The organism is Bacillus sp. FSL M7-0558, assembly GCF_038003245.1.
GTDB classification, from domain to species: domain Bacteria; phylum Bacillota; class Bacilli; order Bacillales; family Bacillaceae; genus Bacillus; species Bacillus pumilus.
In genome coordinates this window covers 1,794,400-1,820,306 of record NZ_JBBOOU010000001.1, presented here as the reverse complement: position 1 = coordinate 1,820,306, position 25,907 = coordinate 1,794,400, and the positions used below count along the sequence as shown (strand labels likewise).

Annotated in this window: 26 protein-coding genes and 3 pseudogenes; 23 read left to right on the top strand and 6 right to left on the bottom strand. The window is 38.2% G+C overall.

Translation table 11 applies throughout. The features are described from left to right. The first annotated feature begins 128 nt into the window (after nt 1–128). Entirely contained in the window at nt 129–836 is a 708-nt protein-coding gene (locus MHB79_RS09065; RefSeq protein ID WP_180310718.1) for a response regulator transcription factor, read from the top strand. 2 nt (nt 837–838) lie between these two features. Further along, a complete protein-coding gene (locus tag MHB79_RS09060; protein ID WP_268458531.1) occupies nt 839–2,242 on the top strand; it encodes a sensor histidine kinase in 1,404 nt (467 codons plus the stop codon). A gap of 54 nt (nt 2,243–2,296) precedes the next feature. Here MHB79_RS09060 and MHB79_RS09055 read toward each other — a convergent pair whose 3' ends face one another. Continuing rightward, complete coding sequence (locus MHB79_RS09055) at nt 2,297–2,605, bottom strand: DUF4870 domain-containing protein (protein WP_050944865.1); 309 nt, start codon at nt 2,603–2,605, stop codon at nt 2,297–2,299. 375 nt (nt 2,606–2,980) lie between these two features. Here MHB79_RS09055 and MHB79_RS09050 point away from each other — a divergent pair, with 375 nt between their 5' ends. The 7 genes from MHB79_RS09050 to MHB79_RS09020 all read left to right on the top strand — a co-directional run bounded on the left by MHB79_RS09050 (nt 2,981) and on the right by MHB79_RS09020 (nt 9,922). Further along, nucleotides 2,981–3,823, top strand: coding sequence for a PRD domain-containing protein (locus MHB79_RS09050; protein ID WP_212046450.1), 843 nt, complete (start codon nt 2,981–2,983; stop codon nt 3,821–3,823). Between the two features lie 119 nt (nt 3,824–3,942). Next, nucleotides 3,943–5,835, top strand: a complete 1,893-nt coding sequence (locus tag MHB79_RS09045) for a beta-glucoside-specific PTS transporter subunit IIABC (RefSeq protein WP_284907609.1) — start codon at nt 3,943–3,945, stop codon at nt 5,833–5,835. A gap of 14 nt (nt 5,836–5,849) precedes the next feature. Further along, nucleotides 5,850–7,325 (top strand): glycoside hydrolase family 1 protein, encoded by a 1,476-nt coding sequence (locus MHB79_RS09040; RefSeq protein ID WP_277552142.1) that lies wholly within the window; start codon nt 5,850–5,852, stop codon nt 7,323–7,325. A 194-nt stretch (nt 7,326–7,519) separates the two neighbouring features. Continuing rightward, nucleotides 7,520–7,930, top strand: a complete 411-nt coding sequence (locus MHB79_RS09035; RefSeq protein ID WP_106028872.1) for a MerR family transcriptional regulator — start codon at nt 7,520–7,522, stop codon at nt 7,928–7,930. 18 nt (nt 7,931–7,948) lie between these two features. Continuing rightward, complete coding sequence (locus MHB79_RS09030; RefSeq protein WP_310023925.1) at nt 7,949–8,875, top strand: alpha/beta hydrolase; 927 nt, start codon at nt 7,949–7,951, stop codon at nt 8,873–8,875. A gap of 233 nt (nt 8,876–9,108) precedes the next feature. Next, a complete protein-coding gene (locus tag MHB79_RS09025; RefSeq protein WP_050944871.1) occupies nt 9,109–9,381 on the top strand; it encodes a DUF2651 family protein in 273 nt (90 codons plus the stop codon). 118 nt (nt 9,382–9,499) lie between these two features. Further along, on the top strand, nt 9,500–9,922 hold the full coding sequence (locus MHB79_RS09020; RefSeq protein WP_003211471.1) for a cytidine deaminase: 423 nt from the start codon (nt 9,500–9,502) through the stop codon (nt 9,920–9,922). A gap of 43 nt (nt 9,923–9,965) precedes the next feature. Here MHB79_RS09020 and MHB79_RS09015 read toward each other — a convergent pair whose 3' ends face one another. Beyond that, nucleotides 9,966–10,733: a pentapeptide repeat-containing protein gene (locus tag MHB79_RS09015; RefSeq protein ID WP_268458543.1), complete on the bottom strand. Its 768-nt coding sequence runs from the start codon at nt 10,731–10,733 to the stop codon at nt 9,966–9,968. A 168-nt stretch (nt 10,734–10,901) separates the two neighbouring features. Between MHB79_RS09015 and MHB79_RS09010 the strand changes: the two genes are divergently transcribed. Next, complete coding sequence (locus tag MHB79_RS09010; RefSeq protein ID WP_340989542.1) at nt 10,902–12,047, top strand: alpha/beta hydrolase; 1,146 nt, start codon at nt 10,902–10,904, stop codon at nt 12,045–12,047. 108 nt (nt 12,048–12,155) lie between these two features. Beyond that, nucleotides 12,156–12,275 (top strand): annotated as a pseudogene (locus MHB79_RS19025) (DoxX family protein); the annotation flags it as partial. A gap of 71 nt (nt 12,276–12,346) precedes the next feature. Here MHB79_RS19025 and MHB79_RS09005 read toward each other — a convergent pair. Further along, entirely contained in the window at nt 12,347–12,535 is a 189-nt protein-coding gene (locus tag MHB79_RS09005) for a hypothetical protein (protein ID WP_339207239.1), read from the bottom strand. Nucleotides 12,536–12,754: 219 nt separating this feature from the next. On the opposite strand from MHB79_RS09005, the gene MHB79_RS09000 reads away from it, so the two are divergent. From MHB79_RS09000 to MHB79_RS08970, 7 genes are all read left to right on the top strand, one after another. Next, nucleotides 12,755–13,924 carry an FAD-dependent oxidoreductase gene (locus MHB79_RS09000; protein ID WP_340989540.1) on the top strand — a complete coding sequence of 390 codons (1,170 nt, stop codon included), beginning with the start codon at nt 12,755–12,757 and terminating at the stop codon, nt 13,922–13,924. A 42-nt stretch (nt 13,925–13,966) separates the two neighbouring features. Then, entirely contained in the window at nt 13,967–14,647 is a 681-nt protein-coding gene (locus MHB79_RS08995; RefSeq protein WP_340866154.1) for a TetR/AcrR family transcriptional regulator, read from the top strand. 162 nt (nt 14,648–14,809) lie between these two features. After that, the gene (locus tag MHB79_RS08990) at nt 14,810–15,460 is read left to right on the top strand and encodes a helix-turn-helix transcriptional regulator (protein ID WP_284907605.1); all 651 of its coding nucleotides are present in this window, start codon (nt 14,810–14,812) and stop codon (nt 15,458–15,460) included. Nucleotides 15,461–15,471: 11 nt separating this feature from the next. Then, the gene (locus MHB79_RS08985) at nt 15,472–15,846 is read left to right on the top strand and encodes a RidA family protein (RefSeq protein ID WP_050944882.1); all 375 of its coding nucleotides are present in this window, start codon (nt 15,472–15,474) and stop codon (nt 15,844–15,846) included. Between the two features lie 72 nt (nt 15,847–15,918). Further along, nucleotides 15,919–17,022, top strand: coding sequence for a threonine synthase (locus MHB79_RS08980; RefSeq protein ID WP_340989538.1), 1,104 nt, complete (start codon nt 15,919–15,921; stop codon nt 17,020–17,022). 33 nt (nt 17,023–17,055) lie between these two features. After that, nucleotides 17,056–17,196, top strand: coding sequence for a hypothetical protein (locus MHB79_RS08975; RefSeq protein WP_335365642.1), 141 nt, complete (start codon nt 17,056–17,058; stop codon nt 17,194–17,196). Nucleotides 17,197–17,214: 18 nt separating this feature from the next. Continuing rightward, a complete protein-coding gene (locus MHB79_RS08970) occupies nt 17,215–17,397 on the top strand; it encodes a hypothetical protein (RefSeq protein ID WP_335365641.1) in 183 nt (60 codons plus the stop codon). A gap of 543 nt (nt 17,398–17,940) precedes the next feature. Here MHB79_RS08970 and helD read toward each other — a convergent pair. Next, a complete protein-coding gene (helD, locus tag MHB79_RS08965; RefSeq protein ID WP_340989535.1) occupies nt 17,941–20,286 on the bottom strand; it encodes an RNA polymerase recycling motor HelD in 2,346 nt (781 codons plus the stop codon). A 112-nt stretch (nt 20,287–20,398) separates the two neighbouring features. Here helD and MHB79_RS08960 point away from each other — a divergent pair, with 112 nt between their 5' ends. Both MHB79_RS08960 and MHB79_RS08955 read left to right on the top strand, forming a co-directional pair. Further along, nucleotides 20,399–21,040, top strand: coding sequence for a TetR/AcrR family transcriptional regulator (locus tag MHB79_RS08960; RefSeq protein ID WP_340989533.1), 642 nt, complete (start codon nt 20,399–20,401; stop codon nt 21,038–21,040). A gap of 170 nt (nt 21,041–21,210) precedes the next feature. Then, on the top strand, nt 21,211–22,128 hold the full coding sequence (locus MHB79_RS08955; protein ID WP_050944886.1) for a class I SAM-dependent methyltransferase: 918 nt from the start codon (nt 21,211–21,213) through the stop codon (nt 22,126–22,128). A 22-nt stretch (nt 22,129–22,150) separates the two neighbouring features. Here MHB79_RS08955 and MHB79_RS08950 read toward each other — a convergent pair. Next, nucleotides 22,151–22,808, bottom strand: a pseudogene (locus tag MHB79_RS08950) (IS3 family transposase); the annotation flags it as partial. Nucleotides 22,809–23,470: 662 nt separating this feature from the next. Further along, nucleotides 23,471–23,824 (bottom strand): annotated as a pseudogene (locus MHB79_RS19020) (maltose acetyltransferase domain-containing protein). Nucleotides 23,825–24,008: 184 nt separating this feature from the next. Here MHB79_RS19020 and MHB79_RS08935 point away from each other — a divergent pair. The 3 genes from MHB79_RS08935 (at nt 24,009) to MHB79_RS08925 (ending at nt 25,885) form a co-directional block, all read left to right on the top strand. Then, a complete protein-coding gene (locus MHB79_RS08935) occupies nt 24,009–25,187 on the top strand; it encodes an MFS transporter (protein WP_137054577.1) in 1,179 nt (392 codons plus the stop codon). Between the two features lie 193 nt (nt 25,188–25,380). Next, nucleotides 25,381–25,716, top strand: coding sequence for a hypothetical protein (locus MHB79_RS08930; protein ID WP_003210975.1), 336 nt, complete (start codon nt 25,381–25,383; stop codon nt 25,714–25,716). 43 nt (nt 25,717–25,759) lie between these two features. Further along, nucleotides 25,760–25,885, top strand: coding sequence for a hypothetical protein (locus MHB79_RS08925; protein ID WP_003210976.1), 126 nt, complete (start codon nt 25,760–25,762; stop codon nt 25,883–25,885). Nucleotides 25,886–25,907 lie beyond the last annotated feature (22 nt).

The following is a 25,907-nucleotide window of genomic DNA, read 5'->3' as shown; positions in this document are numbered from 1 at the left end:
AAACACCAAAAGCCAATTTTCTCATTAACAAAGAAAATTGGCTTTTTCTGTGTAAATAGAAAGTTGATTTTTCACGATGTCTCCACTTTGGGTATAATAATAACAATGACTTCAGGAGAGTGATCATAATGCCAAAGCTTCAAAGCAAAGTATTGATTATAGATGACGAAAAAGAAATCTTGGAATTAATCCATACAGTATTAACAAGAGAAGGCATTGACCGGGTGATAACAGCTTCAACTGCCCGTGATGGGCTCTCGCAATTCCATCAAGAACAACCTGATCTCGTCATACTGGATATTATGCTGCCAGACGGTGAAGGCTACGATATTTGCAAACAAATCAGAGACGTCTCGCATGTTCCGATTATCTTTTTATCAGCAAAGGGAGAGGAATCAGACAAAATTGTAGGACTTGCCATTGGCGGTGATGATTATATTACAAAGCCGTTCAGTCCAAAAGAAGTCGCCTACCGGGTAAAAGCCCAGCTTAGACGGTCGTCATACTTACAGCCTTCTCAAGCAGATCCCATCATCAAAAAAGGGCCATTTGAGTTAAACGAGCAGCAAGCCGAACTGACGAAAAACGGAGCGGCGATTGAGCTCACTCCGAAAGAACTTATGCTGATGACCTATTTCTTGCAGCACCCGAATCGCGTGATCAGTAAAGAAACGCTTTATCAAACGGTTTGGGGAGAGGATTTCTTCGGTTCTGATAATACGGTGATGGTTCATATACGAAGACTTCGAGAGAAAATAGAAAATTCCCCATCTACACCAGAATTTCTCGTGACCGTTAAAGGACTTGGCTATAAATTTGTTGTAAAGGATGCATAAAGATGAAATGGCGATTAACAGGCAGATATATGGTCTCTGTCATTATCGTGACCATTATCACGGTCTTTATTAACTTATTTGGATTCATGATTTGGCTTGTACTACAAGCAAGCAGCCAGCAAAACGAAGAAAATACGCCGGAAACCTTCACAAGAACATTTGAACAATACATCACCTTGTCCAATCAAGATATCACTGTGAGCAAAGAAGGACAGCAAGCCTTAAAACAACAAAATGCATGGATTCAAATATTAGACGAAAATGGACAAGATGTTTATCATGCACAAGCACCTAAAGGCTTAAAGAGCAAATACACACCTATAGAAATCGTAAACTTACATAAATATAAAGATAAGCAATTGATGTCGACTATCTATGCTGGGGGGAAAAATGGAAAGGGTAAGGAATACAGCTACTTTATCGGATTTAAGGACCCTTCCATCGGAAAATATTTATTTTCGTTCAATACGAAAGACTTAATATCGCAATTCAATATCGGGACGATGATTTTATTATCGATTGATGCCATCATTGCCTTAGTCATTGGATACTTATTCAGCCGGCAGCTCATCAAACCGCTCGGCCGTGCCATTTATGGCATCCAGCGGCTCGCAAACGGAGATTATACGACGAAGCTGCCAACTAAGGGGATATATAAAGATGTCTTCTATAATGTCAATCACTTATCAGAACAGCTCGCTTCAAGCCAAAAAGAAAAAGACAAATTAGAGCAAATGCGAGAAGAGTGGATCAGCCATATTTCTCATGATATTAAAACACCATTATCCTCCATTCAAGGCTATGCAGAAATCATGAAAGATCCAAATTATCCTCTTTCAGATCAAGACATCAAACATTATGCCAGCATCATAGAGAATAAATCACTGTACATCAAAGATGTCATGGAGGATCTCAATTTAACAACAAGGCTGAAAAATAACGACGTGATGCTGCATAAAGAGCTGGTGAACATTGTACCGTTGCTGCGTGAAACGTTAATTGATATCCTCAACGATTCGAGATATGCAGATCAGACCATTGAGCTGCAAACGAATGTAGACAAGCTTATGCTGAATATTGATACGATCCTCATACGAAGAGCGGTCACCAATCTCATTTTAAATGCCCTTGTTCACAATGATGCTGATGTGAACATCATTGTACAGCTTGAACAAAAAGAAAACACCCACATTACGATTCAAGACAACGGCAAAGGAATCGAAGAGGCAGAGCTAGAAAAAGTGTTTGACCGCTACTATAGAGGGACAAATACAGGAGGGACACATGCAGGCTCTGGTCTTGGAATGGCGATTGCAAAGGATATTATCAAAAAACACGGCGGGGATATTAAGATACAAAGTATGATTGGGGAAGGAACAACGATTGATATCCAATTACCCGCATGAACGGACATACAAAAAAACGGTTCTGCTCAATCACAGAACCGTTTTTTTCAACTATTATTCTGAAAACACTTTAATGCCTTTCACAATGTTCCAAATGAAGAAGTAGATCGCGACAAGGAATGTCACAGCATACGTTGCAATTAAGAACGGACCAGCATGACTGATATCGTTCATGCCAAGTAACCCTGAACCGGCAATACCGATGCCAAAAATCAAATAAGGAATTAAATGCGTCCAAAGCGATTTTTTCGCATGATATTTCACTTCGTCCTTTCCTAAGAAATAGACGATAATTGGAAACAGAAACGGTGCAAAAAAGATACTGAAGTAACATAATGAAGACAAAATTTTATTTTCTCTCAAACCTTTTCACCTCTATGATTGATTTAGAAGAGGGGACCATTTGACTCATCCCTCACTTCCTTACAACCCCATTGTACAACCTCAACCTTAACTTGTATTAATCCGAACCTTACAGCAACCTTAAAAATGTTAAACCGTAAAATGATCAATGAAAGATAAAATGATTATAGGTATTTCAATCTATTTTTTCAGAAAAAATAGTTGACTTTGGTCATCCCTCTGTTTAAAATAAAGTCGTAACCGATGCAGGAGTGTCACTGATATGATCAGGCACCACCAAGTCAGGTAAACAGTTTGTACATTTTGTACGTTGTTTGCTGAGATTTTGGTGTTTTTTTATGCTTTTTTTAGCATTTTAGGTAAGGTGGGATGAGGATGTTCACCGTCGTTAAAGTTTTAAATAATAATATCGTATTAGCTCTAACAGAGGCTCAAAATGAAGTCGTTGTTTTTGGAACAGGAATAGGTTTTAAAAAGAAGAAAGGTGATACTCTTGATGAGAGCGCTGTCAGTAAGACATTTTATTCTGATCAGACGTCTCCATTAGAATCTCAACTTGCCGCTATCCCAACTGATATCCTTTTATTAACTGAAAAAATCATTCGCGCGGGCGAAGAGATGTTGAATAAGAAGTTAGGTTCCAGCGTGCTCTTTTCGCTATCCGATCATCTTACCTTTGCTATTCAAAGGCACGAAGAAAAAATGGCGTATGAAAACCCCATTGTGTGGGAAATTCCACATCTCTATTTTCAAGAATATCAAATCGGGAAAAAAGCACTGGCAATTATTCAAAAAATGATGGGCATTTCTTTTGAAGATACTGAAGCTTCACTCATTGCCCTGCATTTTGTAAACGCTCAAATAGATGGTCAGTCTATGGGAGACACCATTAAAATGACTCACCTCACCAAGGAAATCGTCAAAATTATTCAAAATATTTTCGAGATGATATTGGATAAATCATCCATTAATTATTCGAGGTTTATCACACACTTGAGATATTTTATTGTGAGGCAGGAAACCAATCAACCACCGCAGCAGATGGATGACTCGTTAAAAGAATTAATTCAGGATCGTTATATGAAGAGTTATGCCTGCGGATTGATTATCAAAGAAATGTTAAAACGAGAATTCAATTGGAAAGTGACAGAAGACGAACTTGTTTTTTTAGTCATCCATATTGAAAGAATCACAAAGGAACACCAAAAAAATAACTGATTTCTTTTAGGCGTGTTATGAAAAAGCATTAACCTAAACAAATCTCCATGAAGAAGAATGATCTTTTCTCATGGCGGATTTTGTTTAGGTTTTTTTTGTGAAAATGAAGGGGTGAAGGCATGGAAAACAAAGAATTAGCTCAAGAAATTGTGAATTTAATCGGTGGAACCGAAAATATATCTCAAAGTTGGCATTGTATCACGAGACTAAGATTTAATCTCAACGATGAAAGCCAAGTAAAAGTAGATGAGCTGAAAACATTAGATGGGGTTTTAGGTGCACAATTTCAAAGTGGACAATTCCAAGTCATTATTGGAGCAAAGGTAGCAGAGGTCTATGAGGAAATTGATCATCTGGTTGGTCATAGCAGCAATGAATCTGCTCCTGTTAAAAACACGTCAAAGATGAATCCAATTGAAGTCGTATTCGATGTGATCAGCGGGATTTTCACACCTATTTTGCCAGCGATTGTTGGGAGTGGATTGATCAAAGGGATCATGGCACTGCTTGTTAGCTTAGGCTGGCTGACGGAAACAAGCGCTACCTATCAAGTGCTTCAAATCTTTTCAAATGCTGTCTTTTACTTTTTACCTTTCCTCATTGCTTATTCGGCAGCGAAGAAGTTTAAAACAAGAGAATCTCTCGCGCTCGCATTAGCAGGAATTTTACTATATCCAACGATGATCGAAGGTGCAGCAAAAGGAGCAGACCCGTTAAGCTTTTTAGGGTTAAGTATTCCACTAAATAATTACACATCTTCCGTATTACCAATTATTTTAGGTGTGCTATTACTAAGCTTTGTCGATAAGTGGATAACAAAAGCGATCCCAAAATCCTTAAGTATCGTATTTACACCGGTACTGAGCCTGATGATCACGGCTCCTCTTACACTGGCTTTTATAGCTCCTATTGGAAACGTTTCCGGGCAGTATTTAGAAATCTTTTTCACTTCTTTGTTCAATTTCGCTGGTCCGATTGCCGGTTTATTAATGGGCGGCTTGATGCCACTCATTGTGTTAACTGGGATGCATTACGCATTCTTCCCAAGCACGTTAGCCAGCTTTGAAAAAGTGGGTTACGATATCATGCTGCTTCCGATGAATTTCATTGCGAATATGGCACAAGCAGGCGCTGTGTTAGGTGTCATCATCCGCACCAAGCGGGTAGAAACAAGGTCTTTAGCACTTTCAACATTGCTTCCTAGTTTCTTCGGTATCACAGAACCAGCCATTTATGGAGTCACACTTAGACTAAAAAAACCTTTTTATGCTTCATTAATTGGCGGCGCAGTCGGTGGATGTTTTTACGGTTTATTTTCAGTTAAAACGACAGCCTTTTCGATTCCAGGCATCACCTCACTGCCCACTTACATTATGAAAGGGACGAATAATTTCCAGCTGGCTCTGATTGGAATCGCCTTGAGCTTCATCGTGTCACTTCTCGTCACCATTTTCCTTGGATTTAAGGAGTCTGTCACAGCCGTTCACGAGCAAGCAGCAGAAAAGCCAAATCACACTGTGAGTACAGAGAATCAACAAATGTCTAAGCAAACAAGCCCATTCGAAGTTCAAGCACCTATGAGTGGAAAGGTCATTCCTTTATCTGAAGTGAATGATTCAGTGTTCTCAAGTGAAATGATGGGGAAGGGAGTCGCAATTTTGCCTGATAAGGGGGTGGTACAAGCACCGTTCTCAGGAAAAGTAGTGACTGTTACGCCTACTAAACATGCCATCGGACTCGTTTCAGATGATGGAATTGAATTATTGATCCACGTGGGGATTGATACCGTCAGCCTAAATGGCCAATTCTTTGATGTACTGGTAAAAGAGGGCGATGAGATGAAGACCGGGGATCATTTATTATCGTTTGATATAGAAGGAATTCAATCAAACCATTTAGATGTAGTGACACCTATCATCGTCACAAATTCAACGCAATACCTTGATGTGATTCATACAGGTGACGCTCATGTCACCGCAGGTCAAAATAAGCTCTTAATGCTTATTCACTAATATAAAGAGAAGGGATGATTGAAATGAAGAATGTAAAAAAAGGATTTTCAGATGATTTTTTATGGGGTGGCGCAACTGCTGCCAATCAAATAGAAGGCGCGTACTTAGAAGGTGGCAAGGGCCTATCGACGTCAGACTTTGCTGCATATAAAGATCCTTATGAAAAAGGAAAAGTGAACAACTTTACTTTCGATGTTAGTTCAGCTGAATTAAAAAGATACAAGGAACAACCTGATGAATTTGATTTCCCGAAAAGACGCGGAATCGATTTTTACCATCGATATGAAGAGGATATTGCACTATTTGCAGAAATGGGCTTTAAAGTGTTTCGCTTGTCTATATCATGGGCAAGAATCTTCCCAACTGGTTTAGAGGAAAAGCCGAACGAAGAAGGATTGGCTTTTTATGATCAAGTATTTGATGAATGTGCGAAATATGGAATTGAACCGTTAGTCACGATGTCTCACTATGAAATGCCGATTACTTTAACAGAGAAATATAATGGCTGGATGAGTAGAGAGCTTGTGCCGTTGTTTGAAAAATATGCCCGTGCCATTTTAGAAAGATATAAAGATAAAGTGAAGTATTGGATTACATTCAATGAAATGAATATGAACCTCAACAGCCTTTACACCGGTGCTGGAATTTTAGAGGACCTAGTAGACCATAAATTACAGGCTGCGTATCAAGCGTCACATCATCAATTTATCGCCAGCGCTCTCACAGTGAAGGCAGCAAAAGAAATCATTCCGCATGCACAAATTGGCTGTATGATTAACCAAATTGAAGCCTATGCAAAAACAACAAAGCCAGAGGACCAGCTGCAAGCGGTAAAATCGAACCAATTGAATATGTTCTATCCAGATGTTCAAGCTAGAGGAGAATATCCAACATACATGGTAAAATACTTTGCAGACAACGACATCAAGCTGGATATCAAAGAGCAGGATGAACAAATTTTGAAAGAGGGGATTGTTGATTTTGTGGCAATCAGCTACTATATGTCCCACGTTGCAGAAGCGCGAGAAGATGCGGCTGAGCTAGCGGGTACATTTGATAGTCCAATCAAAAATGAGCATTTGGAGCTATCACAATGGGATTGGCCAATTGATCCGATGGGACTCCGCATTTCATTAATCAAGCTGTATGACAGATACCAAAAGCCTTTATTTGTATGTGAAAATGGACTTGGCGCAAGAGATACATTGACACCAGACGGAGAAATACACGACGATTATCGAATTGATTACTTGAAAAAACATATTGAACAAATGAAAGAAGCAGTCAAAGAAGGTGTCGACTTAATGGGGTATACGCCTTGGGGATGCATCGACTTAATTAGCTGCGGAACATCTCAAATGAGTAAACGCTATGGTTTGATCTATGTGGATCAAGACGACAGAGGGAATGGTACATTAAATCGTTACCGAAAAGATTCCTTCTACTGGTACAAAAATGTGATTGCAACAAATGGAGAAGATTTATCATAATCCAGATTGAATGATGAAAACATCATTGCGCCCGCCTTTATTTGCCGGGTGCGATGGTGTTTTATTTGTTTACCGAAAAGAAACCCAAATCATGTCATAGCAAGCCAATAAATGTTTCACCTTGACCTTGAAGTATAGTTCAACCTTTATAATATATATATATAGTAAGACAAAATAATGACAAAGGAGTAACGATGGAGTTGATGACTAGAGGAGAACTTGCCAAAAAAACAGGAATAAGTCCTGCCGCAATTCGTTACTATGAAGAGCACAACATATTACCTGCTCCAAGACGACGTTCAAACGGTTACAGATTCTATACAGAAGACTATGTTGTGAAGATTCAATTGATCAAAGATGCGAAAACATTGGGTTATTCATTAAAGGAAATAGCTGAAATCATGGACATGCTAAGTCAAGACATAGAACTTGATACGCTAAGAAAAATTGTCCATCTTAAACATGAAGAAATTGAAAGGAAAATCAAAAGCCTTCGTCTCATTCAAGACCTTTTATCTAACTTATTAAAAACTCCTGAAAAAAAAGTACAAGTCTACCTGGAATCATTTCGTGTACCAAACCAGGATGATCAATCCTCATATTGAGTGAAAGGAGAGAAAAAAATGAGTGTAGAAATTTATCAAGGTGAACGCTCTGACGAAAGTATTCAATTTGAAACATTATTCGCTTCGCAAAGTAATAAAGAGAGTTTTTCTAGTATCGAGCACACAAAAAAATTTCTTGAGCAAAAAGGAATTGAAAATACGCAGCCTTATGCCATTGGAGATGATGTGAAGTTAATGAGTGAGGTACAAGAGCAGACATTCGAAGGCATGCAAGTTTTCACATTGAATGAACAAGCATCACAAAAACAAAAAGTCATTCTCTATCTACATGGAGGCGCATGGACAAATCAGCCTTTGAATGTCCATTGGTGGTTCATGGATAAAATGGCGCAATCACTAGGTGCGAAAGTAGTCGCTCCTATTTACCCAAAAGTGCCTCATTATAGCTACCAGGATACGTATCCGAAAATACTTAACCTATATAAAGACCTTCTGAAAACTGCCGGAAGTGCCAATCAATTGACGATCATGGGAGATTCAGCTGGCGGAAATATCTCACTTGGTCTGGCGCACCTTTTAAAGAAGGAGGATCTGCCGCAACCGAAGGATATTATTTTATTATCTGCATGTGTTGACATGAGCTTAAGCAATCCTCTCATGTTTAAATATGCAAAAAAGGACCCGATTCTAGGTTATGAAGGAATGGAAGCCATTGCAAAGATTTGGACAGCTGATCAACATGTAACTGACCCATTGATCAGTCCCATTTACGGTGACTTCAAAGGACTTGCGAAGATCACTCATTTTATTGGAACACATGATATGTTATACCCAGATGCCATAAAGCTCGATGAAAAACTAACAGAACAAGGAATTGACATCAAAACCTTTGTTTATCCTGAAATGCTTCATGTATTTGTTGTCATGCCAATCCCTGAGGCACAAGATGCTCAGGAGAAAATCATTCAGGTGATCAATCGTTAAGAAATGTATAATGATTTGATTGAAATAGTCGAAAGTTTAGTGAATGGGCTGCTTTCATGAAAGCAGCCTTTTTCAATTCAACTTGAAATACATCCAGAATGTCAACTCACTACAGATTAAACTTCTTTAAATTCCAATTTTTGTTTACAACGATCGTATTTCCCATTAATATAATGATTGTTCGCTTCTTCATTGGATTTAAATAAATGACGGCTAGTAAAGGAGAGTGAATGATGATTGTTTCCTTTCTTCAACCTATGGCTCTGATCTTGTTTACATTGCCTTTGTTATCTTTGATATGGGGGATTGTCGGCTATTTCATCTTTAAGCGGGTCTACGTCGTTCTAGTGATCACATTTGCAGCTTCAACCGTTTTTATCTTTGCCTATACGGGGTTCGATTTGTCGAATATGTATTGGGTCGTCGCAATGACTTTTCTATGCATGTGTACCTCTCTCATCACAAAAATCATCCAATTTATGATTCAACGCTATAAAAAAGCATAAAGAAGCTTATGCCTGCAAACATAAGCTTTATTTTTGTTTCCACTCATCTTCGGGCAAACAGTTCATTACCTAATGTTTGGTATAATAGATACGAGCATGGAAGGGGAAGGAGAACACGTTGGAAACTTTTGATTTATCCCAAGAAGATCTTGAATTAATAGACGAAGCAAAAAAGAAGATTATCAGTCTTTATGAAGATGATAAACACCATGTAGGGGCAGCGATCCGCATGAAAACAGGAGAAATAATGTCGGCTGTCCATATAGAAGCCTATATCGGACGGGTAACTGTTTGTGCAGAAGCCATTGCGATTGGCAGTGCTTTATCGAATGGACATAAGGATTTTGATACAATTGTTGCAGTGAGACACCCCTATTCAGATGAAGAAGATAGAAAAATTAGGGTAGTAAGCCCTTGCGGCATCTGCCGAGAGCTCATTTCAGACTTCGGACCAGCATGTTTTGTCATCATCGAGATGGCTGGGGAGCTGGTCAAGGTGAAAATCGAAGAACTCATTCCGCTCAAATATACTCGAAGCTGATGTACCACATAAAGATAAAGTAGGAAAAGGGATGCAGCAAACGTTAAGTGTGATCCTTGCGGCATCCAAGATGACTGAAAAATCGCTCAACAAAAGCAACCCCATATATTTTCTCCATATGATTCATGTTAAAAATATACTGTTCCATATGCTCAAGCTTGCGCAGACTGCGCACTAGTATTTTCCGTTCATCGTCAGAAAGAGCAGGGTCATCATTTACCTTCTCCAAAGCCTTTTTCACTCGTGCAGATACCTTTTCAACATAGAGATGGTTTTTGGATGTTGGCGGAATACATGCCGACAGGTCACAGCCTGTAAAACGAACACCGTCAAGGGTGCAGTTTTCAAAATCGGCGATCAGCTTTTGTTTGCCATTTCCCTCAAACGTTATATCTATTAGCTTACCAGAAAAGGTACAATTGACGATATTCGCTGCCTGTAAAACGCGGTCATTGAATCTACATTTAGAGAAAGTGCAATCGATAAACGTAGCATTCTCCAAGGTCATTCCCCTCATATCGCAAGAAGAAAATACGCAATTGGTGAAGACAGCTTCGTTTTTGCCAATGCCCACAGAACGCAAGTCGGAACGACTAAAAGTACAATGATCAATCGTACTACCGGCAAAAAATCTTGCATTCGTGAGATCACACGTATCAAATACAAGATGATCCAGGTGACAGCTCCAAAAAAAAGGAGAACGAACATTTGAGTTGATGATTGTCGTTCTGCTGATTGTTTCGTGTTCATACCTGGCAATATCAGAAAATGATTCGTTGTCTATTGATATACCAGACTCAAGTCTTCTCATCGCTATCACCCTATCATTTCTTCAGAATTTTTTACAATCATGATTTCCATTCAGCAAGTTCATTTCATTTTTCTTATCACTTGTATTTGACTCAAGATTATATCACAAAACGATACTCACCCAGCAAAGAACAGATATCCATTTTCAAGATGAAAGGGGCATAAAAGAATGAAAAGGTATGACACATTCCCAGAACCAATCGGTAGCTATATAGCCGGCCGAATCCAGATGGATTTTGAGTATACGGCATCAGATCACTCAAAAAGAGAATTGACCGCGTTTATATACTATCCATCTGATAGCAGCGAAGGGAAGACTGCATCAACGTACATGTTTCCTGAAGTCTACGAGATGCTTCATGAGCAGCCACTTGTCACTGAATATTTGAAGGAAATAAACTTCTTCTCTACCGATATCAAGACTCATTGTTATGACGATCTTGCTCTTTCCGGGAAGGAAAAGCGCTATCCAGTGGTATTCTATGTTTGCGGCGGGGGTGGTTCACCAGAATGGGGGACAGCCATCTGTACAGACATGGCAAGCCAAGGGTATGTTGTCGTCAGTATCGGTCATCAGGATAGCACCATGTATAAACGGAAAGATGGGAAGCTGGTGAATGTCTCAAAGGGTTTTTCGGATGTCATTATGGCGTTTTCTGAAGATCCAGAGATGATGGCGCTGGCTAGTAAGATGAAAATGCGCCCTGACGATAAAACGGCTATTGAGATGTGCCATAACATCCTTACCTTGCCAATCATTAACGAGTTAACAAGATATAGTGAACGACAGGCAGAAGATGTAAGGTACGTAGCTGATTATCTTCACAGACTAGACTCTGGAGAATGGAAGTCTATCTTTCGTAACAGACTGCTGCTCGGCATTGGCATGGGCATCGCAGGGCATTCTTATGGCGGGCCTACAGCGGCTATTGTTTGCCGGGATGACGACCGGTTTGTCTGCGGGGTTGGCTTAGATAGTGGTGCATTCGGCCTTCTCGACAGCGACCTCAATAAACCCTTTTTGCTCCTGTTTTCTGAACCGAATTATTATATGAATGCGATCATTGGTGCTAACAACAGCATGGAAACCTATTATTTCTCTGTTGATGGTGCTGCACATTTAGATTACTGTGACATCGTGTTTACCGGTGTAGATGAGGAACTTAGAGGCACAAGGGGTGTATTAGAGATGCGAAATCTTGTGACAGACTATACGAAGACCTTTTTTGATCATTATATCCTGCAAAAGGCTGTACATGTGGAAAACCTGTCATATGAAGGTGTAGACTTATTCAAGAAAACCAGCAACAAGTGAGATAGGGTAAGCTGCTGACATTTTTTAAGAGTATTCTTCAAGTTGACTCTCTTAGCTTGTAAATGAAGAGAAAATGTAAGGTGGATCAATCATCTTGAATAAGTAACAACGATGCTGGCAGCTGCATTTACTCTGATCGTATTGGCCAAAGATCCCTTTAAAAAAGCAATCCCTGCACTTGTTTTATTCGCTCTTAGTATTGCGGTCAGCTTATACCACATTCTTTAAATTCATATCAAGAAGTCGCAATAACCTAAACAAATCTCCATTGTTCTAATGGTGGATTGTGTTTAGGTTTTTTAGCGATTGAATCGTTTTCGAAGAACTAGGCATGAGATAGCAAAAACTGCGAAAGCGCCTGCTGATACAGCAGCAAACATCAGCCCAGATTGTTCTAGTTTGGATTTGAATAACAAAGGGACAGAAAGAATGAGCGCGGCACCACTAAAGCCCAATCCTAATATCAACATTGCCAATAATTTATTCATAGAAACACCTCTTACACTCAGAATTTTAACAATGAAAACCTTTAATATTCCTAGATGGAGTGTATCATATGATGGCGGGCGAGTGGTTTCTTTTCATTAAAACACAATCGTGAAACAAACGATTTTAAACGAACACTGTTCTTTACGAACAATGTTCGTTATAATATAAATGAGATGTAGTTTTAAACGATTTCCATAAAAGAAGAGGAGATGCATACGATGACGGCATTATCTAAGAACCAAAAGCAAATCGCTATTATTGGAGGAGGACCTGGGGGGCTAACACTCGCCTTAATTCTGCAAAATTACGGTATACAAACAACCATCTACGAACGGGAGATGCATGACAAGAGTCTTGAACGAGGAGGCTCACTGGATATTCACGAAGAAACAGGCCAAAAAGCCTTAAAAGAAGCAGGAGTTTATGAGAAATTTCAAAGGAATGCCCGTTATGAAGGAGAAGATTTCCGATTACTTGATAAATCAGGAAGAATTTATTTAGATGAAGAAACGGAATCAGATCAAAAAGGCACTCGTCCAGAAATTGATCGTGGTGTGTTGTGCGAACTGCTGTTAGATCAAATTGATGCTGCAAACATCAAATATGGATATAAACTAGAAAGATGCGTTTCATTAGAAAACGGCATGACGGAGCTTCATTTTGAAAACAGGTTTGTCGAGACAGTTGATCTTTTGATTGGGGCTGATGGTGCATTTTCTCGTGTGCGTCCTCTGTTAACAGATATTGAGATTGAATACTCTGGGCTCACGATGCTGGAATTGAATGTCCTAAGCGTAGAGGCGAACCACCCTGATTTAGCTGAATTTAATAAACGTGGTAAGATGTTTGCTTTAGCTGATCACAAAGGGATAATTGGGCAGTTAAACGGAGATGGACGAATCAAAGTGTATGCAAGCCTTATGGTAGAACGCAGCTGGATCGAGACTTGTGGTATACCGTTTCATCAAGCGAAAGAAGCAAAAGAACAATTATTAGAGTTATTTAGTGATTGGGATGATCAGCTGAAAAAGTATATTCGTTATGCAGAAGATGCCATCATTCCAAGACGGATTTATACGCTTCCTACCGGTTTTAAATGGAATCGTCATAAAGGAGTAACGCTTATCGGTGATGCAGCTCATGTCATGTCACCATTCGCAGGCGAGGGTGTAAACATGGCGATGTTTGATGCAAGGGAGCTAGCACTTGCTATTGTCCGACATCCTCATGATATTGAAAAGGCCATTGAGGAATACGAAGACATGATGTACGAATATTCATCGGAAAAGGCACATGAATCGGAGAATAGTTTAAAACTGTGTTTTTCAAAAGACGCTGCGGTCAAGCTTGCAGATATGATGAATTCTTTTCAAGAAAACGGTGATTGATGCTCAATTTACTATTTTACTTTGACATGTTATAAAGAGAGTATGAACAATTCAAATCGTCGTATTATAAGTCGCCGGTCTCGGCCGGCTAAAGAGCCCTTAAGCCGTGAGCTCATTGTGAAAACGGCCTATGAGCTTCTTAAGGAGCAAGGGATAGAGGGCATGAGTATGCGTAAGGTGGCTAAAGCATTGGATACGGGACCTGCATCCTTGTATGTCTACGTGAACAATTTTCAAGAACTCAGTGCTTACGTATTGGATTATGGTCTCGGCCAAATGGTTTACCCAGATTCAGAGAATGGCACATGGAAAGAACAGTTATTTGACATATTGCATACTTATTTCCTACTGCTATTCGAAAAACCTGGTCTCGCTGAAATTTCTCTTTCCACCATCCCGCAAGGAACGAACTTTCTTCAGTTGACCGAACGTATTCTCGCTGCATTGCATGAAGGCGGGATCAAATCTACATCCGCTGCATGGGGAGTAGACCTATTGCTGTTATACGTATCTTCGGTAGCTTACGAAAAGGTCTCTTGGAAGAAACATGACTCTTCGCAGATTTCAGACATTAAAAAATCATTTCATGATGCAGACAAAACGCGTTTTCCTTTCATTCATAGTGTAAAAGAAGAAATGTTTGCAGGTGATACCGTATCAATGGAACGGTTCCGATGGGGAATTGACGTCATTTTGTATGGAATCCAGAAAGAAATCAATTAGAAAGGAGCACAAGCAAAAAGCAGTCAATGGCTGCTTTTTTTATATGGTGATTTTCAAATTTGTGATCTTGTGAGCATCATGATATATAAATAAATCTATATATTGTATTTATATATAAAAAATTATATAATCTAGTGGAATAAAAAAATGAGGTGCTTAGGCATGGAACATATTAAAAACTTATTAGAGAGTTATATTCCTTTAGCAAAATCTACTGCAAAAATGTTTGGACCAAATTGTGAAGTGGTGATTCATGATTTAACGAACCCTCAAGCATCTGTCATGTTTACAGTAAATAACCATGTGACAGGAAGAGAAATCGGCCAATCATTTGATCATCTAGTAAAGACTGTATTACAATCAGAAGATTTTAAAGAAGATTATCTGGCTGGCTATACATTTGTTACAGAAGATAAGCGTACGATTCGTTCTTCGACTTCATTAATACGTGATTCAAAGCAAAAAGTGATTGGTGCTTTCTGTATCAACTTTGATGTTGAAGCCCTGAATCAAATGCAGCAATTTATGGATACTTTTCTTTCTACACAAGTGGAAGCTCCAGAGAAAGAAACAACATCAAATGATGATCTTGAAAATGTGGAAGAAATAGTAGATCAATTGATTCAACAAATCATTCAAAACAGTGTTCATCCAGTCATGAAACGTCATGAAAAAATTGAACTAATTAAATTCATGGATGAAAAGGGCATTTTTTTAATGAAAGGATCTGTTGAGAAGGTCGCATCTATGTTAGGCATTTCCAAAGTAACCGTCTATAGCTATTTGGATGAAATCAAAAATAAATCGAGGTAAGGAGAGTCAAAATGGAAAGCATACTCGAGGTAGGAAATCTAAAATCAAACGGACACTATGCATTCGCAACCATTCATCAAAACACGGTCTATGTTTCAGGACAATTTGCCATCAATCCCGAAACGAGAGAAAAAGAGTTCGGCCCCATTGAAGAAGAGACATTACAAGCGCTTAAGAATGTAGAGATGATTGTAGAGGCTGCTGGAAGTAACAAAGAGAAGATTTTGCGCATGACATTATACATTTCGGATATTCACTTATGGGACAAAGTTGATGCTGTTTATACTGATTTTTTCGGTGAACATAAACCAGCACGTACTATTGTACCAACGAATGAATTACATTTTGGTTTCAAAATTGAAATTGATGCCATTGCATATATTTAAGATCTTTTTTTGCCTACTATATATAAAAAATTATATTTCGTATAAAAAAATATTTGAAGGGGTTGATGATTGATGAATCAATTGATTTGTAACCATTGCGGGAAAAAGTATGAGATGACACCAACTCTATGGAGATGTGATTGTGATGGAGTATTAAACCTAGTGAAAGATACCCCAAAAATAGATATCGCAGCTTGGGATCACTATCCAAACTCATTATGGCGTTATGTTGAAACCATGCCATTTTCAAAAGGTTCTAAGACTTGGGAAACTGTCACAATGGGGGAGGGTCAAACCCCTTTAATCGTTCTAGATCCTAATGAGCCAAACACTTATGTAAAAGTTGATTATATGATGCCGACATTATCCTTTAAAGACCGAGGAGCCGCAGTTCTAATGACAAAGGCTAAGGAACTCGGGGTATCAAAAGTGATTGCTGATAGTAGTGGGAATGCAGGAACGGCGATTGCAGCTTATGCAGCACGCTGCGAGATTGCCTGTGACATCTATCTAAGCGATGACACTTCTCCTAAAAAGGTCGCTCAAATAAAAGCACATGGAGCAACGATTAAAGAAATTCGTGGTACTCGAGAGGATATTGCAGCCGCAGCCCAAAAAGCAGTAGACGACGAAGACGTTTTTTATGCAAGCCATGTCTATAACCCTTATTTTTTTGAAGGAACAAAAACATACGCCTATGAAATCTATGAGCAACTAAAAGGAGCACCTGACGCTTTAATCATTCCGGTTGGAAATGGTACTCTCCTCCTAGGTGCGTATTATGGTTTTAAAGAGTTATTTGAAAATGGTCTCATTCATAACATACCGAAAATCGTTGCAGTACAAGCGAAAAACTGTGCACCCCTTGTGAAAGCTTATCAAAATGAAGAAAAATCAGCAGCACCTGTGACGAATAAAGGGACCTTAGCAGAAGGGATCGCCATTGCTGCCCCGGCGCGCTCCAAACAAATTTTAGAAGCTGTACTAGATACGAATGGTACATTTATTGATATTGAAGAAGATGAGATCTTAAATGCACGATCTAAACTGAGTGAAAAAGGATTTTATGTCGAAGTGACATCTGCAGTCAATTTTGCTGGCTACATGAAATATCAAAAGGAACCAGAAGAAACCATTGTCATACCTCTTTGTGGTGCAGGGATTAAATCAAAATAACCCGATAATGACTAGAATACGGAGGAATATTTCATGGGATTGGATTTTACTCATTGCGAAGCACATTGGTCATATAGTGACTTCCATGATTTTAGAAAAAGGTTAGCAGCTGGTATTGGCATGAATTTAGATGATATCGAGGGGTTTGGTGGGGAAATACCCTTTAAAAACTAACAGGATGACATCATCCCATTGCTGGAACAACCAGATTCTGATAGTTACTTATCACCAGATGTTTGTCAGACTATCGCTGCGAGATTGCGTCAACTGATCCACAATTGGCCAGATGATGATATAGATAAAATGAACGCTCTCTATCTGGCAGAAGGAATGGAGTTAGCTCATCAACAAAATGAGCCAATAAGCTTTATTTAAAATTAAGAATTGTCATATGACAGCTCATTTAACTCAAAAACCTCTATGACTGGTTTAATTAATTGAGGACGTAGAGGTTTTTGAGATGATGCACAGAAGGGAAGATGTACAAGAAGGTAAATATAGATCCATTGAATGCTTCATTATAAAGATAAGAAGTAGCAAAGTTTTCTTCTCCTAGCAAACCAAGTGTAAACACCATGGAAATAGAAGGTGAAAATTGTTAGCTATTCGGCACCTACACATTCCTCCAAGATTATTTCATCATTTGACTCCGAAATTAGTAAAGAAATGTAGACTTCATACAGTTACAGATAGTTGATGACTTAAAAAAGAGCCAGCTCTTTTTGGGGTCCTACCAGCCAAACGCGGAAAACATACGCTAAGACAATTTCTAGATGGATAAAGCCGATTTTTCCTACGCTAAGGATTCATCGGCTTTCATATTTAATGTCAAAGAAAAAGAAGCATCCGCAAATCTGGCAGGAATTGAAGTGATAGGGCGGCTTTTAAACGCTTAGCAATTCCTCATTGAAATTATACTCAAACTGTAATCTCATACGAATTTTCAGGAATCTTATTCATAAACGTGCTCATTTCCCCTACGGAGAAAAGATGAAGCTCGTGCATAGCCCTCGTACATGCAGTGTAAAAGAGTTTCCTTTCAAATTCTCTTCCATATTTTATATTAGAAGCATCGTATATGATCACAGCATCAAATTCGATTCCCTTTGCTAAATAAGCAGGGAGAATTAAGATACCTTTTTGATAGGAAATCGCACTTTGTTCAATCATCTTGAGATCCATTTGCTTACTCAATTGCTCATAGGATTCCTTGCATTCTTTTCCCGTTTTACATATCACAGCGATTGTTTCATGGTTTGCTGACTGCAGTTGACGAATCTTCTGTGTTATTCGAGATTGAAGGGTGTCAAAATCCTCAACCTTCGTAAAAGTAGGCTTCTGACCATCTCTGTTAAAAGCTTCAATAGTTTCTCCTTCTTCTATAATTCCCTTTGTGAATTCAACGATTTGACGAGTTGAACGGTAGCTTTTCGTTAACTCTATTCTCTCAAAATTTTCTTTTACATATAATTCGCTTGATAGTAAGGTTGGTGCATTTAGTGTATGGGCATAAATCGCCTGATTAAAATCACCTAGAATCGTCATTCGGCAATAAGGAAAAAGCTGCTTAAGAACAAAAAACTGAAAGGGTGAATAATCCTGTGCTTCATCAATTAATAAATGGCGTATTCTTGTGTTTATTCTTTTTCCCTCAAGTTTATCTTGGAGATACAAATAAGGCGCTGCATCTTCATACGTCATTTCTTTTCTTTGTAGCTTTTTTAATGTATACGAACAAATTTCTTCCCAACTTTCAGGAAGTGTATCTTTAAGCTTTTGAAGGATGTTGTCTTTCTGTTTAAACAGTTGACAGTAAATCGCCGCTACATTAATAAACTTTAGTTTCTTTACAGCTGTTCGTATTGGTTTAAAGTGTTTTTTGACAATCATTTTAGCTATTTTCTTTTGCTCCTGTTCAAAATCGTCGAACGTATTCTCAGAAAATCTTCCTTCCTTCAGTAGCTCACTATAAACTTTTGTATACTCTTCAAGTTCTAACAGATCACTCTCTTCTATTACCCAATCTTTGGTTCTTTCCAATTTTTCTTTCTTTCCTAACTCTTTTAGAAGCCATTCCTTTACTAACTGCATACGATTTGGAATGGAGATAGATGCATCTAGTGAATAAAAATAGTTTTTAATTTGTTCAGCTCTAATCAACATTTCTCCTCGGAAAGAAATATTTTTAAAGATAAGCTCTTCACTCGAGAGAATAACAACATAGGAATCAATCAAAGCTTTAAAATCGCTACTCGCTTTATACCGTATTCCTTTTCTTCTTGCAGGATACTTTTTATGGTCCTGACATGTAAGCATATATTCCATTTGCGTAAACGGATGTTCAACATCAAATTGTTTTCCAAGACGCTTCTCCACATATTCTTGGAATGTGAGCTGCTGCATATTGTCCTCCCCTAAATCAGGGAGGACAGAAGCAATGTAGCGATTAAATAAAGAATTAGGTGAAAAAAGCATAATATTTTCAGCCGTGATCTCATTCTGGTAGTGATATAGCAAATAAGCAACTCTTTGAAGAGCTGCAGAGGTTTTCCCACTTCCAGCAACCCCTTGTACAACTAAATACTTGCTTTTCACGTTACGAATAATCTGATTTTGCTCTTTCTGAATGGTAGCAACAATGCTTTTCATATTGGTACTCGCATTATTGCCAAGTACTTCTTTCAAAAGTTCATCGCCAATGGTAACATCCGTATCAAACATCGTTTTGATTTGCCCATCTCTCGTGATAAACTGACGCTTTAACTCTATTTCTCCTTGAATTATCCCTTCTACTGTTTCGTATTGGGCTGATCCTGGAGAGTAATCATAATAAATACTGGAAATAGGGGCTCTCCAATCATAAATAAGAAATGTTTCTTCATTTTCATCCATTAAACTCGAAACTCCAAGGTACACGTTATTTGTTGTCTCCTTACCATTTTCGAGAAAATCAACACGGGCGAAATATGGAGAATCTTTTAATCGAGATAAGGTCTTCCTCTGCTTATCTAGCTGACGGTGCGTTCTTTCTCTCTCGGACAGCATCTCCGCCTGCTGTCTAATGCTAGATAAGGTTTCACCAGCATCTTCAGGATTATCTAGATTTATTTTTACATCATCCCAAAAGGTTTTCTTTAGATGAATGACATCTTTCTTTAATCCACCAGAATCATGAACCAACTTAACGACTTTTTTTTCAATTTCTCTTAAAACAATACGAATGCGCTCCTCTTCATACTTTCGCACTTGGTTTCCATTCTTCACCTCTTCACACTCCTTAAAGATGTTAAAAGTAAATAAATAATACATCATTGACCGTCGGTCGGTCAATGATGTATCTTTAAAAGACAATTATAAGTCTCGAGGGGGGAGTTCCATGAAAAGAATTGTCAAAAAACCCGAAGAAAGAAGAAGCGAGATTATTTCCGTCGCAAAAGATTTGTTTTCATCTAATGGGTACGAGAATACTACGATTAGCGATATTATTAAAAAAATTGGAGTTGCAAAAGGCACTTTTTATCATTATTTCAAGTCAAAAGATGAAATTGCGGACGCAGTAATTCAAGACTCTATTGATTCAGGTGTTCAAGTGTTTAAACAAATTAATAATAACTCCGATTTAAAAGCAATAGAGAAGTTTATAAATATTATTCAGTTTTTTTCACAGGAAACATCAAATCATTTCAGTGATGGATTAATGACTCATTTACATCACAAAGATAACGTTCTTCTACATCAGAAAATGAAAGTTTGCATGATAAAAGAATATGTACCAATTATTTCATCTGTTTTGAAGCAAGGAGTAGAAGAAGGTGTATTTCACACGGATTTTCCAGATGAAATTACGGAATTCTTATTAGTCGGACTCCATTTTATGCTTGATCCCAGCCTTTTCTCATTGACTCACGAACAGCTCATTGCCAAACTAGATGCGATTGACGAGATTTATGAAAAACTATTAGGTGCTCCAAAAGGTAGCTTCCCTTCAATAAAACAATATTTCGAAAAGTTGTATTGACCTTGTTAAAGCATTTAAGGTTACGAAATAAAACAAAAAAAATCGATTTACACTTGACGAAATTTTTTATTTGTGCTATAATTTACTTTTGTTTTTTTCGGTTATATAATAGGGTTCTCCTGGCCAGGGGAACCCTATTTTTTTGTTCTATAATAAAGGAGAGTGTTTGTATGAAGAAAGATGAGTCAAGTGTAACTTCGTTAATATCAGCTTTTGGCAGATCCTATCATAGTCAATTTGATGATACCCCTAAAATCTTTAATGATTATTTAGCTAAAGACTTAATTTCCGAAAAAGAATTTAATGACATCAAAGAGAATATGGTTCAAGGCATACATTTCTTCAACAAAGATATCGCACAAAAATTCGAGGGGAATACAGAAGAAATATTAAAATGGATTACACAAGTACAACTTTCTCCAATAACCTTATCACGTGCTGCGTATTGCGAAAAAGTATTACTTAATGAGGTAGCTTTAGGTTTAAGACAATATGTCATACTTGGCGCTGGATTAGATACTTTTAGTTTCCGACATCCAGAATTGGAAAACATCTTAGAAATATTCGAAATTGATTATCCTACTACACAGGAATTTAAAAAGAAAAAACTGGACGAGGCTAATTTAAAAATCCCAAGTAATCTTCATTTTGTTTCTATGGACTTCACAAAAAAATTGTCCTATCAAAACCTAACAGGTAAAGGATTTGATAACAAAAAGACGTTCTTTAGTCTTTTAGGTGTTTCATACTATTTAACTAAAGAGGAAGTTTCAAGCTTAATAGATTATTTATTCACCAAGGTTCCATCAGGAAGTTCAATCGTTTTTGATTATGCAGACGAGAAACTATTCGAAGAAAAAGGAACCTCTAATAGAGTTGAAAATATGTTGAAAATGGCTTCAATAGGCGGGGAACCAATGAAATCATGTTTTTCTTACTTTGAAATTGAGAAGATGTTAGAGAAATCCGGTTTATTAATTTACGAACACCTATCACCGGCTCAAATTCATGAACTTTATTTTAAGAATCGTAATGATTACTTATCTGCTTTTGAAACGATTCATTACATTCATGCGATAAAAAAATAAAACATATTAAAGATACTTAATACACTTCTCCATTAAATAGATCTAATATGAGCGAAAGGTAGAGCTTTTGCCCAAATAATTTGAACTCAGTCATATCTGTGACCCATTTCTCATTTGGCTTATCAGCTTGAAGGTGACGAGCTAAACTATTAGGCGCTACTTTGCCAACTAAGCCTTTGTATGAACGATATTTCTTCATTTGAACCATGCATTTAGACCTAGTGATTTCATGATGCGCTGTACTTTTTTGTGATTGACTATTTTCCCCTGATTGACTAGTTCATCACGAATACGGCGATATCCGTATCGGCCATGATGTTCTTAGTAAATATTTTGAATCATTTTTTCAGATCGACATCTCGGTTATGAAGATTCCAATGTTTCACCAAATAGTAGTAGGTACTACGCGGAATACCTGCGATCTTAAGCAGTGCTTTCACCGGGTATTTATGCCTTAAATCAAAGTTCCATCGATCCTTTAGCCGGTGCTTGATTTCCTGTTTTTCCCATAGACGGACGCCCCTTTTTCATTGATTTGGGGGCGTCTTCTCCTTGTGTTTCCATGATACGCTGCCAGTCCCAAAGCGTAGTATCAGAAGGCAAATTAAAGAGTGCAGCTGTTTCCATGATAGACGTCCCATGTGAAGTACGTCTAGTTTATATTGGACTGGATAATTTGTATATGACATGGAGTAGATCTGGCAGGGGATTCTTGCAGAATCCTCGTGCTTGATGGTAAGCCTAACTCATACACAGCAAGAGAACAATATAATTCTATTGTGCGAGAGGGATGTGCACAAACTGCTCAAACGATTACAGGGGGTGGGAAGGGCAGTTAGGTCCGGAAGTGACCACTGCGCTGTATTTATTTCAGATAATTCACTACTCCAATTTATCGGTATTGAAGAAAATCGAGAGTTCTTTAATTCGACTAAAAGATCACAAATTGATTTTGGTCTTGAGTTATTTGGTGATAATAAGCCCAATACTAGGAAACATTTTTTAATATGTGGGTGAAGTCGAGGGATGGCAATTAGGTAACAATAATTAAATTCAAAATAATTTATTGGACATAGAGGTTTTTGATATTACATACAAAAGGGCAGTTGGAGATGGATAAGAGGGAGTGTACAACAATGGATTCACATTTACCTTCTAGTACAGAACAATTGCATTGCATCTGTTTATTTTCATTTCTTAGTTTACATAATATATATTCTAGGAAGTTAAACAACGAATACATTTTTCATGTCTCAAATCTAAGTATACTTATCTTATTGAGACAAAAAAGGAAAATCAAAATCCTTCGCTTATTCGCCAGATTTTGATTCATCTAGATATTTCATGATTTTGCAGGATTTCCGCCAACCACGACGTTTGCTGGAACACTTTTTGTCACAATCGCCAATGGTGACACCTGGATTAATAATAACACCGCCGCCAATCCAGACGTGGTTTCCAATGGTGACTGGCTTGCCAAATTCAATGCCTTTTGCACGTTCTATTGGTTCAAAACGACATCATTTCCGCAAGCGCCTAATAATTCCTTTAATAAAATGGCTGTTCTTTTTTCTGGCTGATTGGTTTGCTGGTATGCAAAGGTCAATTGTCTCGCTCTTTCACGATCTGCGATCAAGGTTTGGTCACTAGATACATAATGTTTTCCTTGGATCATTTTTTCCTTCTCACTTTTCATATTGATCCTCTCCTCCCCTTTTTCTTTATTTTACCTTCTCTTCAGAAGAATTTGTGAAGGCATGATTTCTTTTGAATAGAATTGGCCATGTTCCTGCCATAAGTTATTTACGAATCGACCCGTCTCATTTATAATCGAGTAGATTTGTTCAGTAACAGATACATCTTTAAATGTGAGGGATTACATGGAATTAAAGTGGTATAAAGCAATCATCATCATTTTCACGATGTCTGGTATTTCCATTTCCACATGGTTTTCACGGACACCAGAAGTGAGAGATTTATTACAAGCCAATACAGGAACGATGGGACTCATTTTACTCGGATTATCCGTTGGTTCAATTGTTGGGCTTGGTCTTTCAAATGTATTTGTTCGAAAAAAAGGCGGACGATTGGCAATTGTGATTAGTGCTTTTTTGATGTTTCTTGGATTCACCACTCTTGCTATTGGTTCGACCCTCTCTTCTATCTTTGTCGTCACGGCCGGGCTATTTCTTTTTGGAGCAGGCTCAGGGATGTGCAATGTGGCGATGAACCTAGAAGGGACAGAAATTGAATACATGATTAAGAAAACCATTTTGCCTATATTGCACGCTTCCTTTAGCATTGGCACTTTAATTGGAGCAGGTGCTGGCATTCTTTTTATTCATCTAGGGGTCTCTGTGTTGATTCATTTACTTGTCATTGCCCTTCTCTTCTTTCTCAGCATCCTAATTTGTACCCGGTATATTCCGCATGGGACTGGAATGGATCAGCATGAGAAGCAGTCGCAGTCAGATACAATAGATGATACTCAAACGCCATGGCTGAACAAACGGACGATATCTCTTGCGATGATCGCCTTATGTCTTGCGTTTGTCGAAGGGTCTGCTAATGATTGGATTCCACTTGCAATGGTGGATGGATACCAGGTTTCACATTCCATGAGTACCGTCATCTATGCATTATTTTTATGCGGGATGATTAGCGGCAGATTAATCAGCGGACGTTTGATCGACCGTTTCGGCAGGGTGTTATTGCTAAGAGTTGCGATTGTATCAGCTGCTGCTGGACTATTCTTGGTCATTTTAAAGATTTCACTTGTGGTATGTATGATATCGATCTTTTTATGGGGACTTGGCGCTTCTTTAGGCTTCCCGCTAACCATTTCTGCAGCTGGTGATGATAGCCGGTACGCCGTGAAACGCGTCAGCATTGTGACCTTATCAGGTTACACCGCCTCTCTTTCTGGGCCGCCTATATTAGGGCTGCTTGCCAATCAAGTAGGACTGCTTCATGCCTTTATTTTTGTGTTATTCGCCATATGTATTGCAGGAATCTTTACAAAAGCTGTCGCAAAACCGCGTACATCACAAGTTCACTAAAAGTGTCTGATCCTCGATCATGGCACTTTTTTTAAATTAAAAAATAAAATTGAAACCTTTCATGAAGTGAAACAGTCCTATAAATGTCCTGATGTTTATCGCTTTTTTAAAGAGGGAAAGTGAAAAAATAAGACTTTTCAAATAACAGAAAACGTGGTAAGATCATGAAAATAAACAGGAAGGGGTGAGATAAATGAAAAAAAATATGCTGCTAAAATTAGCTGTCTTATTCATAGCACTTGCAAGTTTTCATTTGTTCTCAATGCCTCATTCCGTTCAGGTATACCATCATGCAAAGGTGGTTGCCGATCAAGAATCACATGAGATGAAAATCGCTCAGACCATGGGCGATGAAAAGAAACAAAAACATGTGAGCGCAGTATTTGCCGCATTTACAGTACTGCTGATGATTGGCAGTATGACAGCTGGATTTGCACGCATCACTCATACTGATCAATATGACCGGAAAAAGAAGCATTTACTTGCAGTGTTCTATCAATCTTCTTATTTCCGACTGTCTCGTGTTTAACCCAACCATCTAAATCAAAACAAAAATTGGGAGGTTTTACACGATGTTATTTTTCTTAAGAGTATTCATTCTAGGTCTATTCTCTGTCACTTCACTTTCTCTTTTCGTCTACCAAGGAATTGAAGTAGTGCACGCCATTACAAACATGTTTGGCAGCCACGAGAGCTAAATGACCCGTATATAAAAGAAAC